The sequence below is a fragment of the Aliiglaciecola aliphaticivorans genome, assembly GCF_054782055.1.
In genome coordinates this window covers 1-19135 of the sequence record NZ_BAAGTF010000031.1, presented here as the reverse complement: position 1 = coordinate 19135, position 19135 = coordinate 1, and the positions used below count along the sequence as shown (strand labels likewise).

Below are 19135 nucleotides of genomic sequence, written 5' to 3'. Positions count from 1 at the left end.
TCACGAACGATTTCTTTTAATGACACTGACTTGTAAAAAATAACCTATAAAAAGGTTCAGTCATCGTAAATAAACAATGACTGAACCCTATTAAACGCAGTTTAACTCTTTAAAATAACAGCGTTTTCATTTTGGCGAGTCTTGTAACTGACTTAGAACGCGTAAGACGCGAACACACGTAAGGTTCTAGGTTGACCGGGGCCAATAAATTCTGGGGATTCAATATCAGGGTATAGATCACCTAACACTTCATCAGCTTCCCCATAAGTACCAAAAGTCTCAAACTCCTTATCAAAAGCATTTTCCAAGCGAAGAGCCAAATTAATGCCATTATCAAATGCATAACTGGCCGCTAAATTTACAATTGTATAGCCTGAAAGTTGACGGTTTTCATTGGCTTCATCTCCTCGAAAATATTGACTAGAGGCATAGCTTATATCTGCATTTAAGGCTAGTGCATCGCTCAATGCATAATCAAAAGAAACACTACCCTGGGTTGAAGGTTGACCAGGTATCTTATCTCCAGGACTTACTTGTCTGTTTGGTCCTAGAGGATTTTGCGGGCTAAAAGACATGAAGGATGATTCAAAGGTAGCCTGTAAATAGCTTAACTGGGCATTAATATCTAATTTATCAATGCTGTGAGCAAGGCCAAATTCAACCCCTTGGCGACGGGTTTTATCAACATTCACAAAATAGCCAACGGAGGGTCTGTCACCTGCTTGCTGAAAAATAATATCGTCTTTACTATCACTGCGATAGATGGCTGCACTTAATAAGGTTTGTTGATATTGCCATTTAGCCCCCACCTCAATAGTGTTAGTAACCACTTGCTCCAAGGGAGGATCTGCCACAAACCCGTTAGGTAATTTACAAGGATCATCCTCATCAGCACAACTTAATTCAGCGGGGCTAGGTGTCCGAGAAGATTGACTATAGCTAGTATAAAAAGAAAAGCCGTCGGTTTGATAGTGAACCCCTACCGAAGGATTGAAGTGATTAAACTGATGCTCACCATTTAACGAACCAGGTCCAGTTTCAACGCCATCAACCATATCGATGTCTGAACGATTATAACGTCCAGATAATTGCACAGACCAATCTTGATTTAATTCAATATTATCACTCACAAACACGTGAAGATGCTGCACATCCGTGGATAAACGGACTTTAGAATCGAGATCATAAACACCAATACCCATTACATCTCGGCTGTCTTGCACGGTGTCGTTGTTTAACAAGGCAAATTCAGTATCGCTACTAAAATCAATTGATGCCACATCAACACCCATACCCACAATCCAATGATGTGATAAATTGGCTGACTCAAGCTTACCGCTTAACTCTGTACTGACCCCGTAAGAACGATTCTTGGTAAGGCTGGTATTCGCTGTGCCATCAATATCATCGGCATCATAAGCAGAGATATCTTCAAGGGGGGTGAGGGCAGCATAATTCACAAAGTGTACGGCGTCATCGGTTTCAAACTCTTCTTCTTCCTCACCTTCATCAGCGTCACTCTCCTCATCCCCATCAAAATCGTCATCTGATTCGGCAAGTTCCGCATCTTCATCCTCAACACACAGGGTTTCTCCAAAACCTACATCACACTCTTCGTAATCACTATCGTCACCGTTGTAAGTCACGATTTCGTTCTCTCGATAATAAAGGTTAACCACTAAGTTAGTTTCTTCGGACGGGGCCCATTGGTTTTTTAGGCCAACAAAACGCAAGGCAGTTTCGGTTTGATCCGGACGCGTAAAGATCGCATCTCTACCTTCGTATGGAATAAGCTCTACGGGAATGGCACCATTACCAATTAAACGATTATCACTGGCTGCAAGTGTTAACTCGGCTTGATGGCTGTCTCCTTGGTAACTGATTGTTGAAAAAAGTTGTTTAATGTCACTATCAGAATAGTCACGCCAGCCATCTTCCTGGTAAGTATTAACGTTCAGATAATAGGCCCAGGTATCGTTATTACCGCCAGACTCAAAATTAATCCCTTGCTGACCATAGTCACCGCCTTGCAGACTTATTTTATTCTGTTCAAAGGTAAAACCATTCTTAGATTGTAAAACCAGTGCTCCGCCTAGCGTATTTTGTCCAAATAATGGATTCGCACCAGCGACAAGGGAAACTTGCTCAAGGGCAGAAGTGGGCAGTAAATCCCAATTAACCGTATCACCAAATGGCTCGTTAAAACGGGTTCCATTTAAATAGACTGACAATCCTTGGGGCAAACCTAATAAAGGTGAAGCGGTAAACCCACGATATTGCACATCAGGTTGAAAGGGATTGTTAGTCACATCATTAATGGACACGCTAAAAAGTTGAGCATCGAGTAAACGAGCTAAGGACGCCCCATGCTGTGGTGATAAATCTTCACTGGTTAGCACCTGATTTACCGAATAGATACTGCCAACATTCTGCACTGCTAATGGTGATACCCCTGTAATAACCAACTTTTCGATGATCTCAGGCCCGGGCTGTTCCGCAATTGCGGAAAAGCTAATGATCCCTCCCGAAATAGCGACTATCCATGGTTTCATATTCAACTGCCTTATTTTACTCATTAACGTTTAGTTAACAATGGTAGGCCAGATGTGTGCTGTTAACCTATTGTCTAATGGGTTAATCAAAGGGGTACTTTAGTAGTAATAGCAATATAGAATTAAAGATAGGAACCTTTTAATTCAATAACTTAAAGTTCACACCCAAAGAATAAGATTTGATTCACTATCATTGCCGACCGCTTCTCTCATCACTTTCATTGGCAGGCAAAACGACTGGGCTGGCAGCACATTTCCTGCCCCCCATAGATGCGTCTAGCAAATAGGCAAAAACATGCCGGAATAACCCTCAATTTAATGGAAAAAAGTACTCTTTAGCTTGCTTCAATCCGGCTAAAGAGTAAATAAAATACATGCTTTTCATAGAGTTAAAACAAAAATGCCACCTTTACACAATACTTACATAAACTGGAATTAAAAATGCTTAGTAACTAGTTGAACTTTACCAACCGGAGCTAACCATGAGTATGATGTCCATAGGCGGCGGAATAGATCCAGCTGCCCGCGAAAAAGAGAAACCCCAACAACAATTTGATGTTGCAGACACGAACGAAGATGGCGTAGTCAGTGCCACCGAGTTTTTGGAGGCGTTATCAGCACAAGGGGTGGAAAGTACTAAATCTGCTGATATGTTCAGTAACATGGACGCAAACAGCGATGGTAATTTAAGCCAGCAAGAACACGATAAAGCCATTCAAGAACGCGAACAAAAAATGACGCAAATGATGGCGAAAATGGATGGTGAAATAGGCTTATATGGAGAAAAAGATAGTCAAAAGGAAGTCAATTTTGACTCATTCAAAAGCATGCTGTCTTCTATCGCAGAAGATACAAAAGACCAAACCACAGCTTCACGTTTGCAAGATTTGCTAACTGAATTGGAATCCGAAGGCTATTCAAAAGAAGGCGTCCAAAAATCCGTGGAACTGATGAATAAGGTGGCTCCCCCCATCAATACCACTGCTTAATATTAACTGAGTTGCTGAATGTCAGCCTTTATTGCAATCAATATAAGTCATCAAACCTAATCCCTGACTATAAACAACTAGATTAGGTTTGATGCGTTTTACTCATTCAACAGTTTTCTTGCATAAGCCTTTGTAAAACCTACTTCAATCTTGTTTATTATCATCGGAAAAACGTGGCTTAATGCTAACTGACTGAATTGTATATATTCCCTTTTTAACCAGTCTAGTTTAAGGTGAGCACCTAAATTAAGAACATGTGATAATCTTCAGTAAACGAATTCACTATTGGTTTATGATTTAATGTCATTCTGATCACGAATACTTCCATGTACTCATAATAATAAAGAAAAGATTTTAGGGAATAATTTATGGATTGGGTTTCCATCATACCGCCATTGATCGCGATATTTATCGTATTTTGGAAGAAAGAAGTCATCATGGCATTACTGATGGCGGTATTGAGCTCTGAAGCACTTATATTACTCACATCAGCTTCTGAAAGTATTCTTTTAGCCCCCATTTCCTCGATTGAGCGTGTGGTAGATGTCGCAACCAGCGCGGGTAATACCCGTATTTTGTTATTTAGTTTGTTAGTGGGCGCGCTACTGGCTTACATTCGAGACTCCGGCGGAGTCACCGCCACCGTAAACTGGTTAACTCGACGCGGTATTGCTAACAATCGCCGACAAGTAGGTGGCTTAACAATGTTAACGGGCATTGTTATTTTCATCGAATCAAATTTAAGTGTGCTTACCGCCGGTATATTTGCCCGCGGTCTATTTGATAAATTCGGCATGAGTCGGGCCCGACTAGCTTATCTTATCGATAGTACCAGTGCGCCAGTATGTATCTTAATTCTACTCAATGGTTGGGGAGCCTTTGTCCTCGGATTGTTAGATGGTTATGACCTGGAAGAGTCATCTGCCAGTATTTTATGGGGTACAGTGGCATTTAACTTTTATGCCATCATTACCTTAGTCATTGCAGCATATACCGTATTTGCGGATAAGGTTCATGGCCCAATGGCTAAAGCCGAACAGCAACTTGATGCCACGCAAAGTTCTCTTTCGGCTGCGCCCGCTTCTAAAGCTCGCTTCATGGTGGTACCAATATTGACCATGGTACTCAGTATGGTGGGTTTCATGTTTTGGACTGGAGATGGCGTGTTGTCACAAGGCAGTGGTAGCAAATCTGTTCTGTATGCCACTGTGTTGGCGACGGTTGTTGCTTACTTCTTATTAATTTCAAGCAAACAATTTAATCATCAACGTGCCGTTGAAATTGGCTTCAAAGGCATGGGCGAACTTTTACCCTTAGTGAGTATCGTACTGCTTTCTCTTACCCTGGGCGCTAGCCTAAAAATACTCGGCACTGGAACCTTTGTTGCCGGCATGGTTGGTGAGTACTTACCATTAGTATTTGTGGTTCCTATGTTGTTTATTGCAGGTGCAATTATGTCCTTTACGACGGGCACGTCTTGGGGCACTTTTGCCATTCTCATCCCCATAGGTGTGCCCTTAATCCAACAACTTGGATTACCTCCTTCGTTGGTTATTGCCGCGATTTTAGGGGGAGGAATATTTGGTGATCACTGTTCTCCCATTTCAGATAGTACCGCGGTTTCTTCTATAGCTTCAGGTTGTGATCTTCTGGAGCATGTTCGTACTCAATTGCCCTATGCGCTGGTAGCCGGTAGTTTAACTCTGGTTGCTTATTTTATTGCTAGCTTAATTATGATTGGATAGATGTTTATGCGTATTTTGTTTGTTTTATCTTTTGTTATTTTTCTAAGCGCCTGCTCTCAAACAGGCACTGAAAAAACCAAGGGCGACTATGCAGTGGCGATGCCTGATGAGTTTGGAGCCGACGTTGCCCTCGCTGTATTAGACGATGGCGGCAACGCAGTTGATGCGGCAATTGCAGCCCAATTTACCTTGGCAGTGACCTTTCCAGAAGCGGGCAATATCGGTGGCGGGGGCTTTATGACAATTTATTTCAATCATCAAGCCGACTTCTTAGATTATCGTGAAATGGCTCCTGCGGCAGCATCACGTGATATGTACCTAGATAAAGACGGCAATGTAGTGTCAACGCAATCTTTATTTGGAGCAAAAGCGTCAGGTATTCCAGGCTCCGTTGCCGGCATGTGGGAAGCCCATCAAAAATATGGAAAGTTACCTTGGACTCGATTAGTTCAACCGGCAGTAAGTTTGGCCAAAGAGGGCTTTATCGTACCTGAGAAGTTTGCGCAAAAAGTCAGCCGATACATCGCGCGTAAAAATGAAAAAGGAATGAAAAGCAATTTTGAGGAATACTTTGCTCAAGCGACTCAAGCAGGTGCCTTATTTAAGCAACCAGAATTAGCGGCCACCCTAGAGCGAATTCGCGATCTTGGTGTCGATGGGTTCTACAAGGGCGAAACCGCTGAGCATATCGTATCGTTTATGCAAAAAGACGGCGGTTTAATTACGCTCGATGACCTATCTTCATACCAAGCTAAATGGCGTACTCCGGTTACATTTCCTTGGCGTGGTTATACGATTATCACAGCTCCCCCTCCTAGCTCAGGCGGCATTGCGGTAACGCAATGGCTGGGTATGCTGGATACTGTTATCCAAACCAATCCGTTGCCGAAACAAAATTCAACTGCTTATTTACACCTAGTATCAGAAGCAGGCAAGCGAGTTTTTGCGGATCGCGCAGAATATTTAGGTGATCCAGATTTTATTGACGTTCCACAAACGGAATTAATCCTTCCGGACTATATCCAATCACGGGCAAAAGACATTAATCTTAGTGCTATATCCGCCACCAGCAAAATCAAGCCAGGGCTGCATGAAAGTGAAGATACTACGCACTTTTCTATAGTCGATAGTTGGGGAAATGCGGTATCCAATACCACCACTATTAATTTAAGCTTTGGTGCAGGTGTGGTCGCTGAAGGTGCTGGTTTTTTATTAAACGATGAAATGGATGATTTCAGTGCCAAGCCTGGAGTACCCAACTTCTTTGGTGCAATTGGTGGAGAAGCCAATGCCATCGCTCCGTTTAAACGCATGTTATCGTCCATGAGCCCGACCATAGTGCTAGACAACGATGACGTGAAATTAGTGACAGGGTCACCCGGTGGCACCACGATTATCTCGTCAGTTACGCAATCAATACTCAACACACTGTTATTTAATATGAGCGCTGAAGAAGCTGCAAACAGCCCACGCTTTCATCACCAATTATGGCCCAAAGATACCATTAGAGTACATCCTGGTATCAATGAGGAAGTGTTAAATGCCCTAAAAGAAATGGGTTACACTATCCGCGAAGGCAGGTTTGGGGATGTGCATTTGATTCTGCAACAAGACGGGGAACTTAGTGCAGCCTCGGAGAAAAGTGGCCGAGGCAAAGCCAAAGTCGTGTCAGCCAACTAATAGATAGTGAAGTCCAAACCATAAATTAACCTCAAGATCGCGAGGGAAGCTTAGCTTCCTCGTGAGTTAGCTCTGCTTTCGGTTCAGGTATTAAGACACTCATTACAATGGCAATTACACCTGCTGTGGTAATAGCAGAAGAAAAGATATTGCGAAGTGCTTCAGGTAAGCCCTGAAGCGCATTCGGTTCCATTAATACGCCAAAACCCGCACCAAATGAGGTTGCCATTATCAAGGTTTTACGCCGGTCAATGGGCTCACTTGCCAATATCTTAATACCCGCCACGGCAATGGTGGCAAACATCACTAAAGTGGCGCCTCCTAAAACCGGCTTAGGAATAGATTGCAATACTCCTCCTACAATCGGAAACAACCCTAACAACACCAAGATAGCAGCGATGTAGAAGCCAACATGCCGACTTGCCACACCGGTTAACTGAATCACCGCATTATTTTGTCCAAAGGTCGTATTTGGAAAGGTATTAAATACCGAAGCCAATGCCGAGTTTACGCCATCGGCCAAAATTCCTCCTTTAATACGTTTTAAATATTGCTCACCTTTGATGGGTAAACCACAGAACAAGCTGTTAGCAGTCAAATCACCTGAACTCTCCAACGCTGTCATCAGATAAATGAGTGCCACTGGCAAGAATACTTCAATATCAAAATTCAGTCCGTATTTAAAAGGGACAGGCACGCTAAATAAAGGTTGCTCGCCAATATGTTCCACAGAAATAATGCCCAACCAATAAGCCAGTAAAGACCCTAACCCCATACCGACCATAATGGCGGATAATCTAATCCAGGGGTTCGAAGATAAGTTGAGGACAATAATAGTAATCAGAACAAAGATTCCAATATATAAATTTTGAGTATCGCCAAAGGTATCGCTACCGAACCCACCCGCAAGGTCAGTCATGCCGACTTTTATCAAACTAAAACCAATGGTGGTAATTACGATGCCCGTGGTTAAGGGAGTAACAATACGCCGCACCTTAGTAATAAACTGACTGATAACAACCTCGATAAACGCACCGAGCAAACAGACTCCAAAAATCGTCGCCAAAACATCCGCATTACTCCCGCCTTTGGCTTTAATGGCGAAGCCTGCCACTAAAATAGCACTCACAAATGAGAAACTTGTACCTTGTACGGCAATCAAACCGCTGCCTATGGGCCCAATGGTTTTTGCCTGTATAAAGGTTGCCACTCCAGACACAAACAACGCCATACTCAGAAGGTAAGGTAATTCGGCTTGCAACCCTAAGGTGCCGCCAATGATTAAAGTGGGTGTGATAATGCCCACAAAACAGGCCAAAATATGCTGAGTAGCAGCGGTGATACTTTGCTGTTTTGTAGGTATATCGTGTAACCCATAGAGCAACTCAGAATTTGCTTTCATTGATGTACCTTAGATCTACCCATAGCCAAGACATAAAAACGGTTGTCATTGGCATTTGATTTTTAAGTGAACGAATGATTAGGACACAATGCAAGAAAATGACCAACTGGTCAGGTTTTAACGTTTATTGATTTTAAAGGGCTAGACGTCGATTTGGGATAAATGGATCAATGATTTTCATGGAGTTGCGCACTAAAATGATGCATCAATATTATGGAAATCAAATGCGCAAAAAAAACATGGATGGATAGCTGCAGTATGCGCAACAAAGCTCAAACTCAGTGAACCGGACTCACTAGGTCGAGTAAATCAGCATGGCTTACTTGATTCAAATCAGCGTTTTGCAATTCGGCGGTTTGGCTATCTAATTGCACAACCTTAAGTAATTTTTGCGGATCAGAGATTAATACCGAGTTGCTCATTCCATTGACGCCAATGGGTAAGCTTTTTTTATACAAAACGAACTTATCATCTAACTTCACACCATTATCAGCTCCCATATTTATAATTAACCGACCGTGGTCGGTATTCACAATTTGAGCAAAGCTTTTTTCACATTGCAGAGAGCCCGAAATATCGGAAACCGCACCGTTAACTGTATTCAATACAGTGCGACCATAATCACTGCGCCAGAACAGACTATTGTTGGTATCCACATGATAATCGTTACTAAATTCCCAATCTGCTTCACTATGGTAAGACTCTTGAAAAATAATGTCATGGCGAAACGCATCAAGTACATAAACTTGAATGGTAAAATTACGACGAAGTGACACCTCATCAGATAAAAGATTTTCTTTAACCTGCTCAAACAAACTGATGTCTCTGATAAATCCAAAGACTACAAATTGACGACCATATTCCTTAGACAAATACAGGGCCTTATCGGTTATCTCTTTGAGTTTAATTTTATCGTAGGAGTTTACCCGAGTAAAAGCTCTGTCGATTAATCGAACCTGGGGCTGAGATTGTTCATCTCGAAGTTGCTGCTCAATACGTTTACTTATTTGCTTACCAATATCAAAAATCCCGCCATAGCTGGCTTGTTGGGGTTTTAATACCTGAAACTGAGTAATTAATACGCTGCGATTGTAATTATCTTGAGAACAATCAAACAAAGGCGAAAAATCAACTCTCACTACAACATTAAGGGAGTCAGCATTCACCGTCTCACTTAATACTTCCACGCGTTTAATTTGACCTTGTGTGGTGATCACCGATTTGCTGCTAACCAACAAACCGTCCAGCACCACATCTTCGGCCGACACAAAACTCCCATTCTTAAAGGACGCGTCAGCAACTGCATTTTTAATAGCTGTCACCCTCACATCGCTGGCATCTGCACCATCTAATTTAACCGTAGCCTCGCCCTGCTGCCAAATTGCCAGCACCTGAGGACTCGTCAATAACAACAGCATCAACCCTAAGTAATTGCGCATTTTCATGATGTTTAAATTCACTTTTAATTTAATTGAAAATGCCAAAGAGCTTATTAAGCATTGACTCTTCTTGATTGGAGTGGAGTTTACCTTTTCCGCTGTATTCAATACGTGAGTTACCCACTTTAGAAGAAACGACGGTATTTGAAGCATCAATATCTTGGGTTCTGATTTCACCTGAAAATCGCACGTATTCTTGCCCGGTGTTGAGGGTGATCCATTTCTCGCCCGCGACCACTAAATTGCGGTTGGGCAAAATTTCTTTTACATAAACGGTAATATCACCATCTAAAGAGTTGGATTGGTTGGTTTGTGCTGAAGCATCAAATTCATTTTCTTGATTGTGTTCAATATTCAAATCATCTTCGTCAATTTGAATCGGTCCGGCATTAACACTCAAGGGGCCTAATTCAAACTTGCTGGTTTTATCCGATTGAAAATCTAACGACTTTTTTGAGGATGTAGACTCACTCAGTCTGACTAAAATCATATCGCCCACATGATAATTGCGATGCAATTGGTATAGGCTAGCCACATTATCCGGTTGAAATAAGGAACCTGTGGGTACCGCAATAGATTCAACATTTTCCATGCGAATAGGTCTGTAGTCAGGATCATCCGGCATGGTTTCTTTATCTTTTTGAGTTATACCACGCTGACTAACTTTTGGATTGGTAGGGAGGTTTTCGACCACTTCCTGTTCAGCTGTTGGGGTTTGTGAACAGGCGCTAATCACGAGACAAGCAAGAGACAAGAGAAATTGAGTTTTCATACCACATAGAACCTCTGCCATCATCGGTTGATAACGACATTTTTATTATTAGAATCGCCTCTCATCTAGCCAAATTCTGCTAACTAGTTTACTGCAAAAAAATCGCCTGAACTAGGTCTTTACCGAAAATTTACACTTATATTTTATATGTAAACTAATGACGCTAAAAAGCCTGAGAGAATCACTAACTGTTTTCTCTGTATTAAATTAACCTCCTGATTCAATAGTAAATTTTTGGCACGAATCTAGCCTAAGGAAATAATTAAGAAGCAATTAAAAACACCAAAACTAAGAGTATTAATCACTATGAACCTCATCGATAGCTTACAAAATAGTTTGGGATTAAGCTCCACTACTGAGGTCGAAACTAATAGCTCAGTCAGCACATCAACGGCAGGTTTAGACCAAGCGTTTGGTAGCTTATTATCGCTTATGCAAGATAGTGAAAATACCTCTTCGGACGCCGAAAGTTCTGGGATTTCTGCAACCATTGATAGCATGCAAAAAAACCTAATGACGGCAATTGGCTTAGATCAATTAGCCGGTGATGCCCTATCTCAACTGAGTTCATTATCGTCGATTACAAACTTACAAACGTCTCTATTGAGTAACCTCAATGCCAGCTTATTCAGTGCCGCAATCCCCTCTGGGGAGACAGACGTTAGCGCAACGGATCTAAGTGAGACTGCGACGGATAGAACCTTTTTGAGCTCCGTAGAGGATTTTTCAAATTACATTGTGGGAGACGATGGATTAGGTGTTGATGATCTATTCGATACGGTCAATATATTAAATCATATCCCAGTGGTGTCAGATATTTATCAAAGTACTTCAGAGATTGACGTTGATCCTGTTTCTGAAATAATTGGTGGTTACGCCTACGGTGGGCCAATAGGTGTCGCCTTTGCCGCTGCTGATATGGCACTTGAATCCTATACGGGCAAATCAATTTATCACACCGTTGCTGATTTCTTTTTTGAAGATACTGAAAAAGCCTCAATTGAATCAACGGTTAGTCAAGTTACCGACAGCATAGATCAGGCAAACAAAGCTTATAACTTCGTAACACGCAGCTATTAAATTTTGAGGCAAAAACCCGCCGTTACAGTAAATTAAACCTTCGATTACGGCAGTTATTTGCCCATTTCAGTACAACGAATACGATTAACCGCTTGTTGCCATAAGCCATAAGCCTGGTCTCGTTGTTGTTTGCTAAACCTTGGAACAAACGTGTGCTCACATCGCCACTGTTCACTTAGCTCATCTAACGAGCTGTAAATTCCTGCTTGTAAGCCTGCCAAATAAGCAACGCCTAAAGCGGTGGTTTCGGTCACTTCAGGACGATCTACCTCCGCTCCTAAAATGTCAGCTAAAAATCCCATGAGCCAATCATTCTTCACCATGCCGCCATCCACCCTTAGGTTAGTTGCTCTGGCACCGTCACTTTCCATGGCTTTTTGCAGATCTTTGGACTGATAACATACGGATTGCAAACCAGCCGCGACGATTTCATTAATCCCTGTATCTCGCGTTAAGCCTAAAATAGCCCCTCGAGCATCAGGATCCCAATATGGCGCGCCTAACCCGGTAAATGCAGGCACTAAAAACACACTATTGTTGGCGCTCGCCATTTTCGCTAAAGATTCGGTTTCAGAAGCCTCTTTGATCAGTTGTAAACCGTCACGTAACCATTGAATGGTAGCTCCCGCCATGAAAATACTGCCTTCTAACCCATAGGTAGTTTTCCCCTTTAAACGATAGGCAACCGTTGTTAACAGCCTATTGTTAGACTTCAGTGGCGTAGAACCGGTATTCAACACCATGAAACACCCCGTGCCATAGGTTGTTTTTGCCATCCCCTTTTTAAAACAGGTTTGCCCAAATAGCGCCGCTTGTTGATCACCGGCAACCCCCTGAATAGGAATAGCTTTACCGAGTATTTTAGGTGTCGTTTTACCAAACTCGTCAGCACTGTTTAGTACTTGCGGTAAGATTGATGGCGGGATATCGAATTCAGCTAACAGTTTTTGGTCCCATTGCTGTTGATGAATGTCGAACAGCATAGTACGAGACGCATTCGTTGCATCTGTGTAGTGACAACGCCCTTTGGTTAAACGCCAAATCAAAAAGGTATCAATGGTACCAAACGCAAGTAAGCCAGATTCCGCCTTCTTACGGACACCTTCTACATTATCGAGTATCCATTGAATTTTGGTGGCACAAAAGTAAGGATCTAATAAAAGCCCAGTGGTTTTAGCTACATAATCCGCTAACGACTCATCTTGAGCCAATTGTTTGCAAATTGAAGACGTTCGCCTGTCTTGCCAGACGATGGCTGGATAAACCGCTTTGCCGGTTTTTTTATCCCATACTAAGGTTGTTTCTCGCTGATTGGTAATACCGATGGAAAGGACTTGAGATATGTCGATTTGCACGTCAAGTATAACGTCTTTGCAGGTTTTTAGGACGCTTTGCCATATTTCTTCAGGATCATGTTCAACCCAACCATCATCGGGATAAGACTGATTAAACTCTTGCTGGGCAATAAAACAAGGCTTACCCTGCAAAGAAAATAGAATCGCTCTGGTACTGGTGGTGCCTTGATCAATAGCCAGAATATAATTCTCCATTGCTACTTTTTCTCCATTCAAAGCCATTTTAAGTTGCGCTCGAATCTAGACACCCCGACTCTTAAACCGCCAATTTTTTCAAGCTTATATCTATTTAGCGAGATTCGATATGTTGTCACTTATTCCTGTGATCAAAACCTGCTTTTTTCGTGAATCAGTACACGTAAATTTATACTCAGGTAAATTCAACCCAGCACGATTAGACTGTAAATAATTGAAGAAAAAACGCCGCAAGCCAACAGGTGCCCCTGTGACCTTGCAGCGTAAACTCGATTTAGCTTAGTTAAATAACCCTTTCAGTTTATCTTTGGCTTTTTCAGTGAGTTTTTCTTTCTCTTCATCCAGCTTTTCTTGTGCGAGTTTTTTAGCTTCTTCTGCTAATTTTTTCTTAGCTTCAGACTTCGCTTGGTCAATGATGTTGTCTAACATGGCATTAACTATTGCCACCCCAGCTTGGTCGGCAGGAATACCATTGGGTTGACCAATGGGCCCAGCATTAAAAGTAGGGAGGGTTATCTCATACGATTTTTGTTCAAGCTTAAGTTCACCCGTAGACAGCTTTTCAAAATCGAGTTTAAGGCGGACATTGCTGACCGTCACATTTTCAACAATAATAAGCGGGTTAGCTCCAGGCTCAGAGGAAGCTTGGCCTTCCGATTTAGGCAAATTCGCAGTTAAATTATCTTTAATAACGAGCAAGTTGCCCTTCCCACTTTCATCTACTTCATAAAGTACTTCCGGCGCATTGATGCTAACTGTTTGCACAACATAGGGTTCGTTTAAGACTTCACCTAGATCCAGTGTAATATTTTCAACACTGAAGGCATCTTCATCACTAAAACCATCTGGATTCTCAACATCAATATCACTAATGGTCAAACGACCTTCGCTCAGTGCTAAATCCACGTTAAAAACAGTAACAGGCGTACCTAAATATTTGGAACCTTGTTGTTCCATTTGGGTTCGAATGAAGTCCCCTGCGCCACTTAGTAAATACCAAGCACCGCCTGCAATAAGCAAAATGATAATTGCAAAAACGATTAATCCTTTTTTCATTAGTCTCTTCTCATATAGTAATGTGATTACAGGGTTTTAGCCCTTTAAAACAACACAATATCACCATTCAACACTGGGTCAACCATGAAAGTCATGAAACAATAGTCGAGGTTAAGCTCACCACTGATAAAACCACTGACTATCTATTATCGGCACAAACTAAGGACTCTAAATGCATTCATTTAGTTCTATTCATTTGAGTTATGCCCAATATTATAGTCAAGGAATTAGATCTTTACTGTTATTCACCCGAGTCCTCTTGTAAGTTGCATCATCCACCGCAATAATCCTATTACGATTCAATGACTCAGCAAGTATTATGATTCCGATTTCCATATTAGATTTGGCGACTATTGGTGAAGGTCGCAGTGTTTCCGAAGCCCTCAACATGGCTCGTGAAACTGCAGTTACTGCAGAAGACAATGATTACAAACGCTATTGGTTAGCAGAGCATCACGGTATGAAAAGTGTTGCCAGTTCAGCAACAGCGGTGCTACTGGCCAACATAGGAGCTGCTACTAAACGAATTAGGATTGGCAGCGGTGGCGTCATGCTTCCTAACCATGCCCCATTGATTATTGCAGAGCAATTTGGAACCTTAGCTGAACTTTATGGTGATCGTATTGATTTGGGACTTGGCCGCGCCCCCGGAACCGATATGCAAACCCTAATGGCTCTGCGCAGACAAGGTGGTTCGGGCGTAGATCAGTACCCACAAAATATTCGCGAATTACAAAACTACTTAGGTCCACAAGCTCAGCCTGTGTTAGCCGTGCCTGGCCAAGATACCAATATCCCATTGTGGTTATTGGGGTCAAGTTTATACAGTGCACAACTGGCTGCGGAGTTTGGACTGCCCTACGCCTTTGCGTCTCATTTTGCTCCTGACCAATTACATCAGGCATTAGACAGTTATCGCGCTAACTTCAAAGCAACCACTGAAAACCCTCAACCCTATTCGATGGCAGGGGTCATGGCCGTGATTGCGGATACGCAAGAGGAAGCAAATTATTTATATACCTCGGTGCAACAAAAGTTTCTGCAAATGCGCACCAGTGCCAATACGCCCTTCCCCAAACCGGTAGATAAAATTCATTGGAGCATTGCAGATATGTACAATGTAGAACATGTCTTACAGTATGCACTGGTGGGCACAAAAGAATCCATACAACCTAAATTAGCGGATTTTATTGAAAAAACGGGTATAGATGAATTAATTGTCTCCTTTCCCATTCATGATCCCACTGCCAGACTTAAAAGCGTAAAATTAATGGCAGAATTGCGAGATAGCATGTGAAACAATATCAACCCAATTGCCAAATTCAAATAAATGGAGATATCGTTGCAACAGATTGTCGATGAAATTGCTGCTGAAATGATGGCCATCGAGGATAAAGGTGAAGTCGCTGGCTATATCCCTCAATTGGCTAAAATCGACCCTAACCAATTCGCTATTAGTGTCGCCCTAACTAATGGTGAGATTTACCAATCTGGCTGCGCCGAAAAGTTGTTTTCAATCCAAAGTATATCCAAAGTCTTTACCCTAACATTGGCTCTGGGCAAGTTGGGGGATAACATTTGGCACCGAGTGGGCAGAGAGCCCTCAGGTGACCCGTTTAATTCAATCGTACAATTAGAACATGAACAGGGAAAGCCCAGAAATCCATTTATCAATGCCGGCGCAATCACCATTGCAGACCTCATTATGCAAGGTCATGAACCGAAAGAAGTGTTAGCCGAAATCATACATTTCATGCGTTATATTGCAGATGATGACAGTATAGCCATTGATGAAAAAGTGGCTAAATCTGAATTAGATACAGGAGCAAGAAACGCATCTCTCGCCTATTTCATGTCATCATTTGGCCACTTTGAAAACCCCGTAGAAGAAGTGCTAGGTACCTATTTTCACCATTGCTCAATTGCCATGAACAGCACTCAACTCGCTAAAGCAGGTTTATTTCTAGCCAACAATGGCGTAAACCCAATTACCGGCTATACGGTTGTTTCTGCACAGCGAGCAAAACGCATTAATGCATTAATGCTTACCTGCGGTCACTATGATGGTTCCGGTGAATTTGCCTTTAGGGTTGGATTACCCGGGAAAAGCGGTGTAGGCGGCGGAATATTAGCCATCGCCCCAGGAAAGGCTTCTATTGGTGTATGGTCCCCCGGATTAGACGACATAGGGAATAGCAAACTCGGTACATTGGCTTTAGAACTGCTTGCCAATAAAACAGGTTGGTCCGTTTTCGGTAAGTAAAGGGCTAATAACCTCGTAGCCAAAATATATTCCGTCCCCTCATAAAAGTTTAAGGGCTTCATCGATAACAAATGCAAGTTCTACTACCTTCTACCTTCTCAATTCAAAAATTCAATTGAGTATGTAACCGCCTAGTTGTAAATAAATCGTTACTAATATTGCTTTTATACAAAGCTTGGGTAAAATGCACGAAAAAACATAATGTAAACAATAATTATTACTATTTACATTAAAGTTCGGTGTATCGGAGTAAACAATGAAACAGGCAAACACTATGCGTTTAAATCTGCTAGCAAGTGCGGTATTAATGAATTTTGGAGCAGTTGCAAATGATAACGCAACTAACACAGAGATTGAGCATATGGCTATTTTCGGCAGCAAAAATCCTATAAACACCGTGCCAGGAAGTGCCCATGTCATTGGCCAAGCAGAAATTGAAACGTTCAAATACACCGATATCATGCGAACTTTAGCAGCCGTCCCTGGAGTATATGTTCAAGAAGAAGATGGTTATGGCCTGCGTCCAAACCTAGGTATGCGCGGCACTGGTCAAAACCGCTCCGAAAAAATAACCATCATGGAAGACGGTGTACTGGCCGCCCCCGCCCCCTATGCATCCCCCGCAGCTTATTACTTTCCAACATCTGGGCGTATGGAAAGGGTTGAAATACTAAAAGGAAGTTCTACAGTAAAGTATGGCCCGCGCACCACTGGTGGTGTAATTAATATGCTCTCCCGTGACATTCCAGAATCGGCTTTAGCTGGCAAGATCGATGTTGCCGGTGGCCAAGATGGCTTTGGCAAGCTGCATGCGTTTGCAGGTGGTCAAGGTGAACGAATTGACGCCGTAAGCGAAGTTTATCGTTATCAAGCGGATGGCTTCCGCGATATCAATGGTGTCGGTGGCGATACTGGTTTTGTTAAAAATGATATTTTGGCAAAAATTCGTTTTAAATCCGACAAATCCGCCAAGTATCAGCAAATTATTGAACTCAAACTCAAATACGCCGATGAAGTTTCAGATGAAACCTACATGGGGTTAACGGATGAAGATTATGCAACATCCCCCTTCGTTCGTTATTCCGCCTCACAAAAAGATCAAATGACCACTGAACATAAACAAATTCAGGTGAGTCATTTGATTGAATTCAATCCCGATATAACCCTTAGCACAACAGCTTACTACAATGATTTCCATCGAAATTGGTATAAAGCATATAATGTAAACGGTGACGGCCTAAGTAGTGGCGGCATCCAAACTGCAGCTGATTTTGATCAAGGTATCATCGCCACGCCCATCGAAGTGGGGGTTAAAGCTAATAACCGAGATTACTTATCACAAGGTATTCAATCTGAATTCAATTATTATCTAGATAAGCATGAACTAGCATTTGGTATTCGCTATCATGAAGATGAGATGGATCGTTACCAATGGGTTGATACATACCAGCTAGATACAGACCAAGTAATGACTCGCACGTCCAGTGGCATTCCAGGGACAGACTCAAATCGTATTGATAGTGCCGATGCTTGGGCAATGTTCATTCAAGACCGTTTCACTTTAGATAAGCTTGCAGTTACTTTAGGTCTTCGCTTTGAAGACGTTACCACTAGACGTATAGATTGGGGCAAAACCAATCCAGGTCGAAATGGAATTGCGGATAAAAACGTAGAAAATAGTTTTAACTCGCTATTACCATCACTATCGGCAACCTACCAAGTCTCCCCCTCGATGATTTTATTGGCTGGTGTTCAAAAAGGGTTTTCACCAGCAGCTCCAGGTAATACAGATGGACAGGAAGAAGAAAGCTGGAACTATGAAGCGGGTTTTCGCTATACAAAAAATGCATTTAGTTCCGAGGCAATCGTATTTATGGGAGATTACAGCAACATGCATGGTAATTGCACAGCTGCCCAAGGCTGTGACGATGACAATATAGGCAATCAATACAATGCAGGTGAAGTTGATGTGAGTGGTGTTGAGCTAAGTTTAGGCTTTGAGTTTAATCAAAGTAAGGAACTAAGCTTCCCTGTTAAACTAGCTTATACCTATACAAGTGCCGAGTTTGCTTCAGACTTCTCATCAGACTTTGAAAGTTGGGATGACGTACAAAAAGGTGACTCATTAACCTATTTGCCTGATGATCAACTGTATATTTCTGTAGGTGTCATAGGTAAAGCTTGGCAACTGACGTTGGCGGGTCGTTACACTTCTAAAATGCGCACTAAAGCAGGCCAGGGCAGCATTCCAGTTGATGAGTTAATTGCCGGGAAAACCATAGTAGATTTATCGGCACGTTATTTTATAAATGATGTTTCAGAACTTTATTTTAACGTAGATAACTTACTCGACGAAACGTATATGACTACTCGAGTTCATGGCTCAGTATTTGCCGGCAAGCCTCAATCAGCGACACTTGGATATACATATAACTTTTAACACCAGTTGCGTTTCAAATTATTTATTGTAAGGGCTAACTTTTGAAGTGACCCCCAATAGTTGGACTATTCAATTACTGGGGGTCTTTTTATGTCCAAACATCACAGAGCATTTAAGTTAAAACTAGCGCAGCTAGCGCAAGAAGAGAGTTCCGTTGTTTTAGGGGC

At 42.1% G+C, this 19135-nt stretch carries 13 protein-coding genes; 7 read left to right on the top strand and 6 right to left on the bottom strand.

Annotated elements, in window-relative coordinates:
* Nucleotides 1–152 precede the first annotated feature (152 nt).
* Nucleotides 153–2552, bottom strand: a complete 2400-nt coding sequence (locus ACYVIL_RS15805; protein ID WP_460313379.1) for a TonB-dependent receptor — start codon at nt 2550–2552, stop codon at nt 153–155.
* 482 nt (nt 2553–3034) lie between these two features.
* On the opposite strand from ACYVIL_RS15805, the gene ACYVIL_RS15800 reads away from it, so the two are divergent.
* From ACYVIL_RS15800 to ggt, 3 genes are all read left to right on the top strand, one after another.
* Nucleotides 3035–3541 (top strand): EF-hand domain-containing protein, encoded by a 507-nt coding sequence (locus tag ACYVIL_RS15800; RefSeq protein ID WP_460313377.1) that lies wholly within the window; start codon nt 3035–3037, stop codon nt 3539–3541.
* Nucleotides 3542–3909: 368 nt separating this feature from the next.
* Complete coding sequence (locus ACYVIL_RS15795) at nt 3910–5286, top strand: Na+/H+ antiporter NhaC family protein (RefSeq protein ID WP_303474967.1); 1377 nt, start codon at nt 3910–3912, stop codon at nt 5284–5286.
* Nucleotides 5287–6966, top strand: coding sequence for a gamma-glutamyltransferase (ggt, locus tag ACYVIL_RS15790; RefSeq protein ID WP_460313374.1), 1680 nt, complete (start codon nt 5287–5289; stop codon nt 6964–6966).
* A gap of 31 nt (nt 6967–6997) precedes the next feature.
* On the opposite strand, the gene ACYVIL_RS15785 is transcribed toward ggt, so the two are convergent.
* From ACYVIL_RS15785 to ACYVIL_RS15775, 3 genes are all read right to left on the bottom strand, one after another.
* Nucleotides 6998–8368, bottom strand: coding sequence for a uracil-xanthine permease family protein (locus ACYVIL_RS15785; protein WP_303474969.1), 1371 nt, complete (start codon nt 8366–8368; stop codon nt 6998–7000).
* 278 nt (nt 8369–8646) lie between these two features.
* Nucleotides 8647–9813, bottom strand: coding sequence for a flagellar assembly protein T N-terminal domain-containing protein (locus ACYVIL_RS15780; RefSeq protein WP_303474970.1), 1167 nt, complete (start codon nt 9811–9813; stop codon nt 8647–8649).
* Nucleotides 9814–9835: 22 nt separating this feature from the next.
* Entirely contained in the window at nt 9836–10579 is a 744-nt protein-coding gene (locus ACYVIL_RS15775; protein WP_303474971.1) for a flagellar basal body L-ring protein FlgH, read from the bottom strand.
* A 306-nt stretch (nt 10580–10885) separates the two neighbouring features.
* Here ACYVIL_RS15775 and ACYVIL_RS15770 point away from each other — a divergent pair, with 306 nt between their 5' ends.
* The gene (locus tag ACYVIL_RS15770) at nt 10886–11659 is read left to right on the top strand and encodes a hypothetical protein (RefSeq protein WP_460313371.1); all 774 of its coding nucleotides are present in this window, start codon (nt 10886–10888) and stop codon (nt 11657–11659) included.
* A 53-nt stretch (nt 11660–11712) separates the two neighbouring features.
* Here ACYVIL_RS15770 and glpK read toward each other — a convergent pair whose 3' ends face one another.
* Entirely contained in the window at nt 11713–13209 is a 1497-nt protein-coding gene (gene glpK / locus ACYVIL_RS15765; RefSeq protein WP_460313369.1) for a glycerol kinase GlpK, read from the bottom strand.
* A gap of 279 nt (nt 13210–13488) precedes the next feature.
* Entirely contained in the window at nt 13489–14265 is a 777-nt protein-coding gene (locus tag ACYVIL_RS15760; RefSeq protein ID WP_303474976.1) for an AsmA family protein, read from the bottom strand.
* Nucleotides 14266–14584: 319 nt separating this feature from the next.
* On the opposite strand from ACYVIL_RS15760, the gene ACYVIL_RS15755 reads away from it, so the two are divergent.
* The 3 genes from ACYVIL_RS15755 (at nt 14585) to ACYVIL_RS15745 (ending at nt 18968) form a co-directional block, all read left to right on the top strand.
* A complete protein-coding gene (locus tag ACYVIL_RS15755) occupies nt 14585–15562 on the top strand; it encodes an LLM class flavin-dependent oxidoreductase (protein ID WP_303474978.1) in 978 nt (325 codons plus the stop codon).
* 45 nt (nt 15563–15607) lie between these two features.
* Nucleotides 15608–16528 carry a glutaminase gene (locus tag ACYVIL_RS15750; RefSeq protein WP_303474980.1) on the top strand — a complete coding sequence of 307 codons (921 nt, stop codon included), beginning with the start codon at nt 15608–15610 and terminating at the stop codon, nt 16526–16528.
* 256 nt (nt 16529–16784) lie between these two features.
* Entirely contained in the window at nt 16785–18968 is a 2184-nt protein-coding gene (locus ACYVIL_RS15745) for a TonB-dependent receptor family protein (protein ID WP_460313366.1), read from the top strand.
* The last annotated feature ends 167 nt before the right edge of the window (nt 18969–19135 follow it).

Coding starts and splice junctions, on each gene's coding strand:
- ACYVIL_RS15785 (WP_303474969.1), bottom strand. CDS start 8,368: ATGAAAGCAAATTCTGAGTTGCTCTATGGGTTACACGATATACCTACA.
- ACYVIL_RS15775 (WP_303474971.1), bottom strand. CDS start 10,579: ATGAAAACTCAATTTCTCTTGTCTCTTGCTTGTCTCGTGATTAGCGCC.
- ACYVIL_RS15760 (WP_303474976.1), bottom strand. CDS start 14,265: ATGAAAAAAGGATTAATCGTTTTTGCAATTATCATTTTGCTTATTGCA.
- ACYVIL_RS15795 (WP_303474967.1), top strand. CDS start 3,910: ATGGATTGGGTTTCCATCATACCGCCATTGATCGCGATATTTATCGTA.
- ACYVIL_RS15745 (WP_460313366.1), top strand. CDS start 16,785: ATGAAACAGGCAAACACTATGCGTTTAAATCTGCTAGCAAGTGCGGTA.
- ACYVIL_RS15780 (WP_303474970.1), bottom strand. CDS start 9,813: ATGAAAATGCGCAATTACTTAGGGTTGATGCTGTTGTTATTGACGAGT.
- glpK (WP_460313369.1), bottom strand. CDS start 13,209: ATGGAGAATTATATTCTGGCTATTGATCAAGGCACCACCAGTACCAGA.
- ACYVIL_RS15770 (WP_460313371.1), top strand. CDS start 10,886: ATGAACCTCATCGATAGCTTACAAAATAGTTTGGGATTAAGCTCCACT.
- ACYVIL_RS15755 (WP_303474978.1), top strand. CDS start 14,585: ATGATTCCGATTTCCATATTAGATTTGGCGACTATTGGTGAAGGTCGC.
- ACYVIL_RS15805 (WP_460313379.1), bottom strand. CDS start 2,552: ATGAAACCATGGATAGTCGCTATTTCGGGAGGGATCATTAGCTTTTCC.
- ACYVIL_RS15800 (WP_460313377.1), top strand. CDS start 3,035: ATGAGTATGATGTCCATAGGCGGCGGAATAGATCCAGCTGCCCGCGAA.
- ggt (WP_460313374.1), top strand. CDS start 5,287: ATGTTTATGCGTATTTTGTTTGTTTTATCTTTTGTTATTTTTCTAAGC.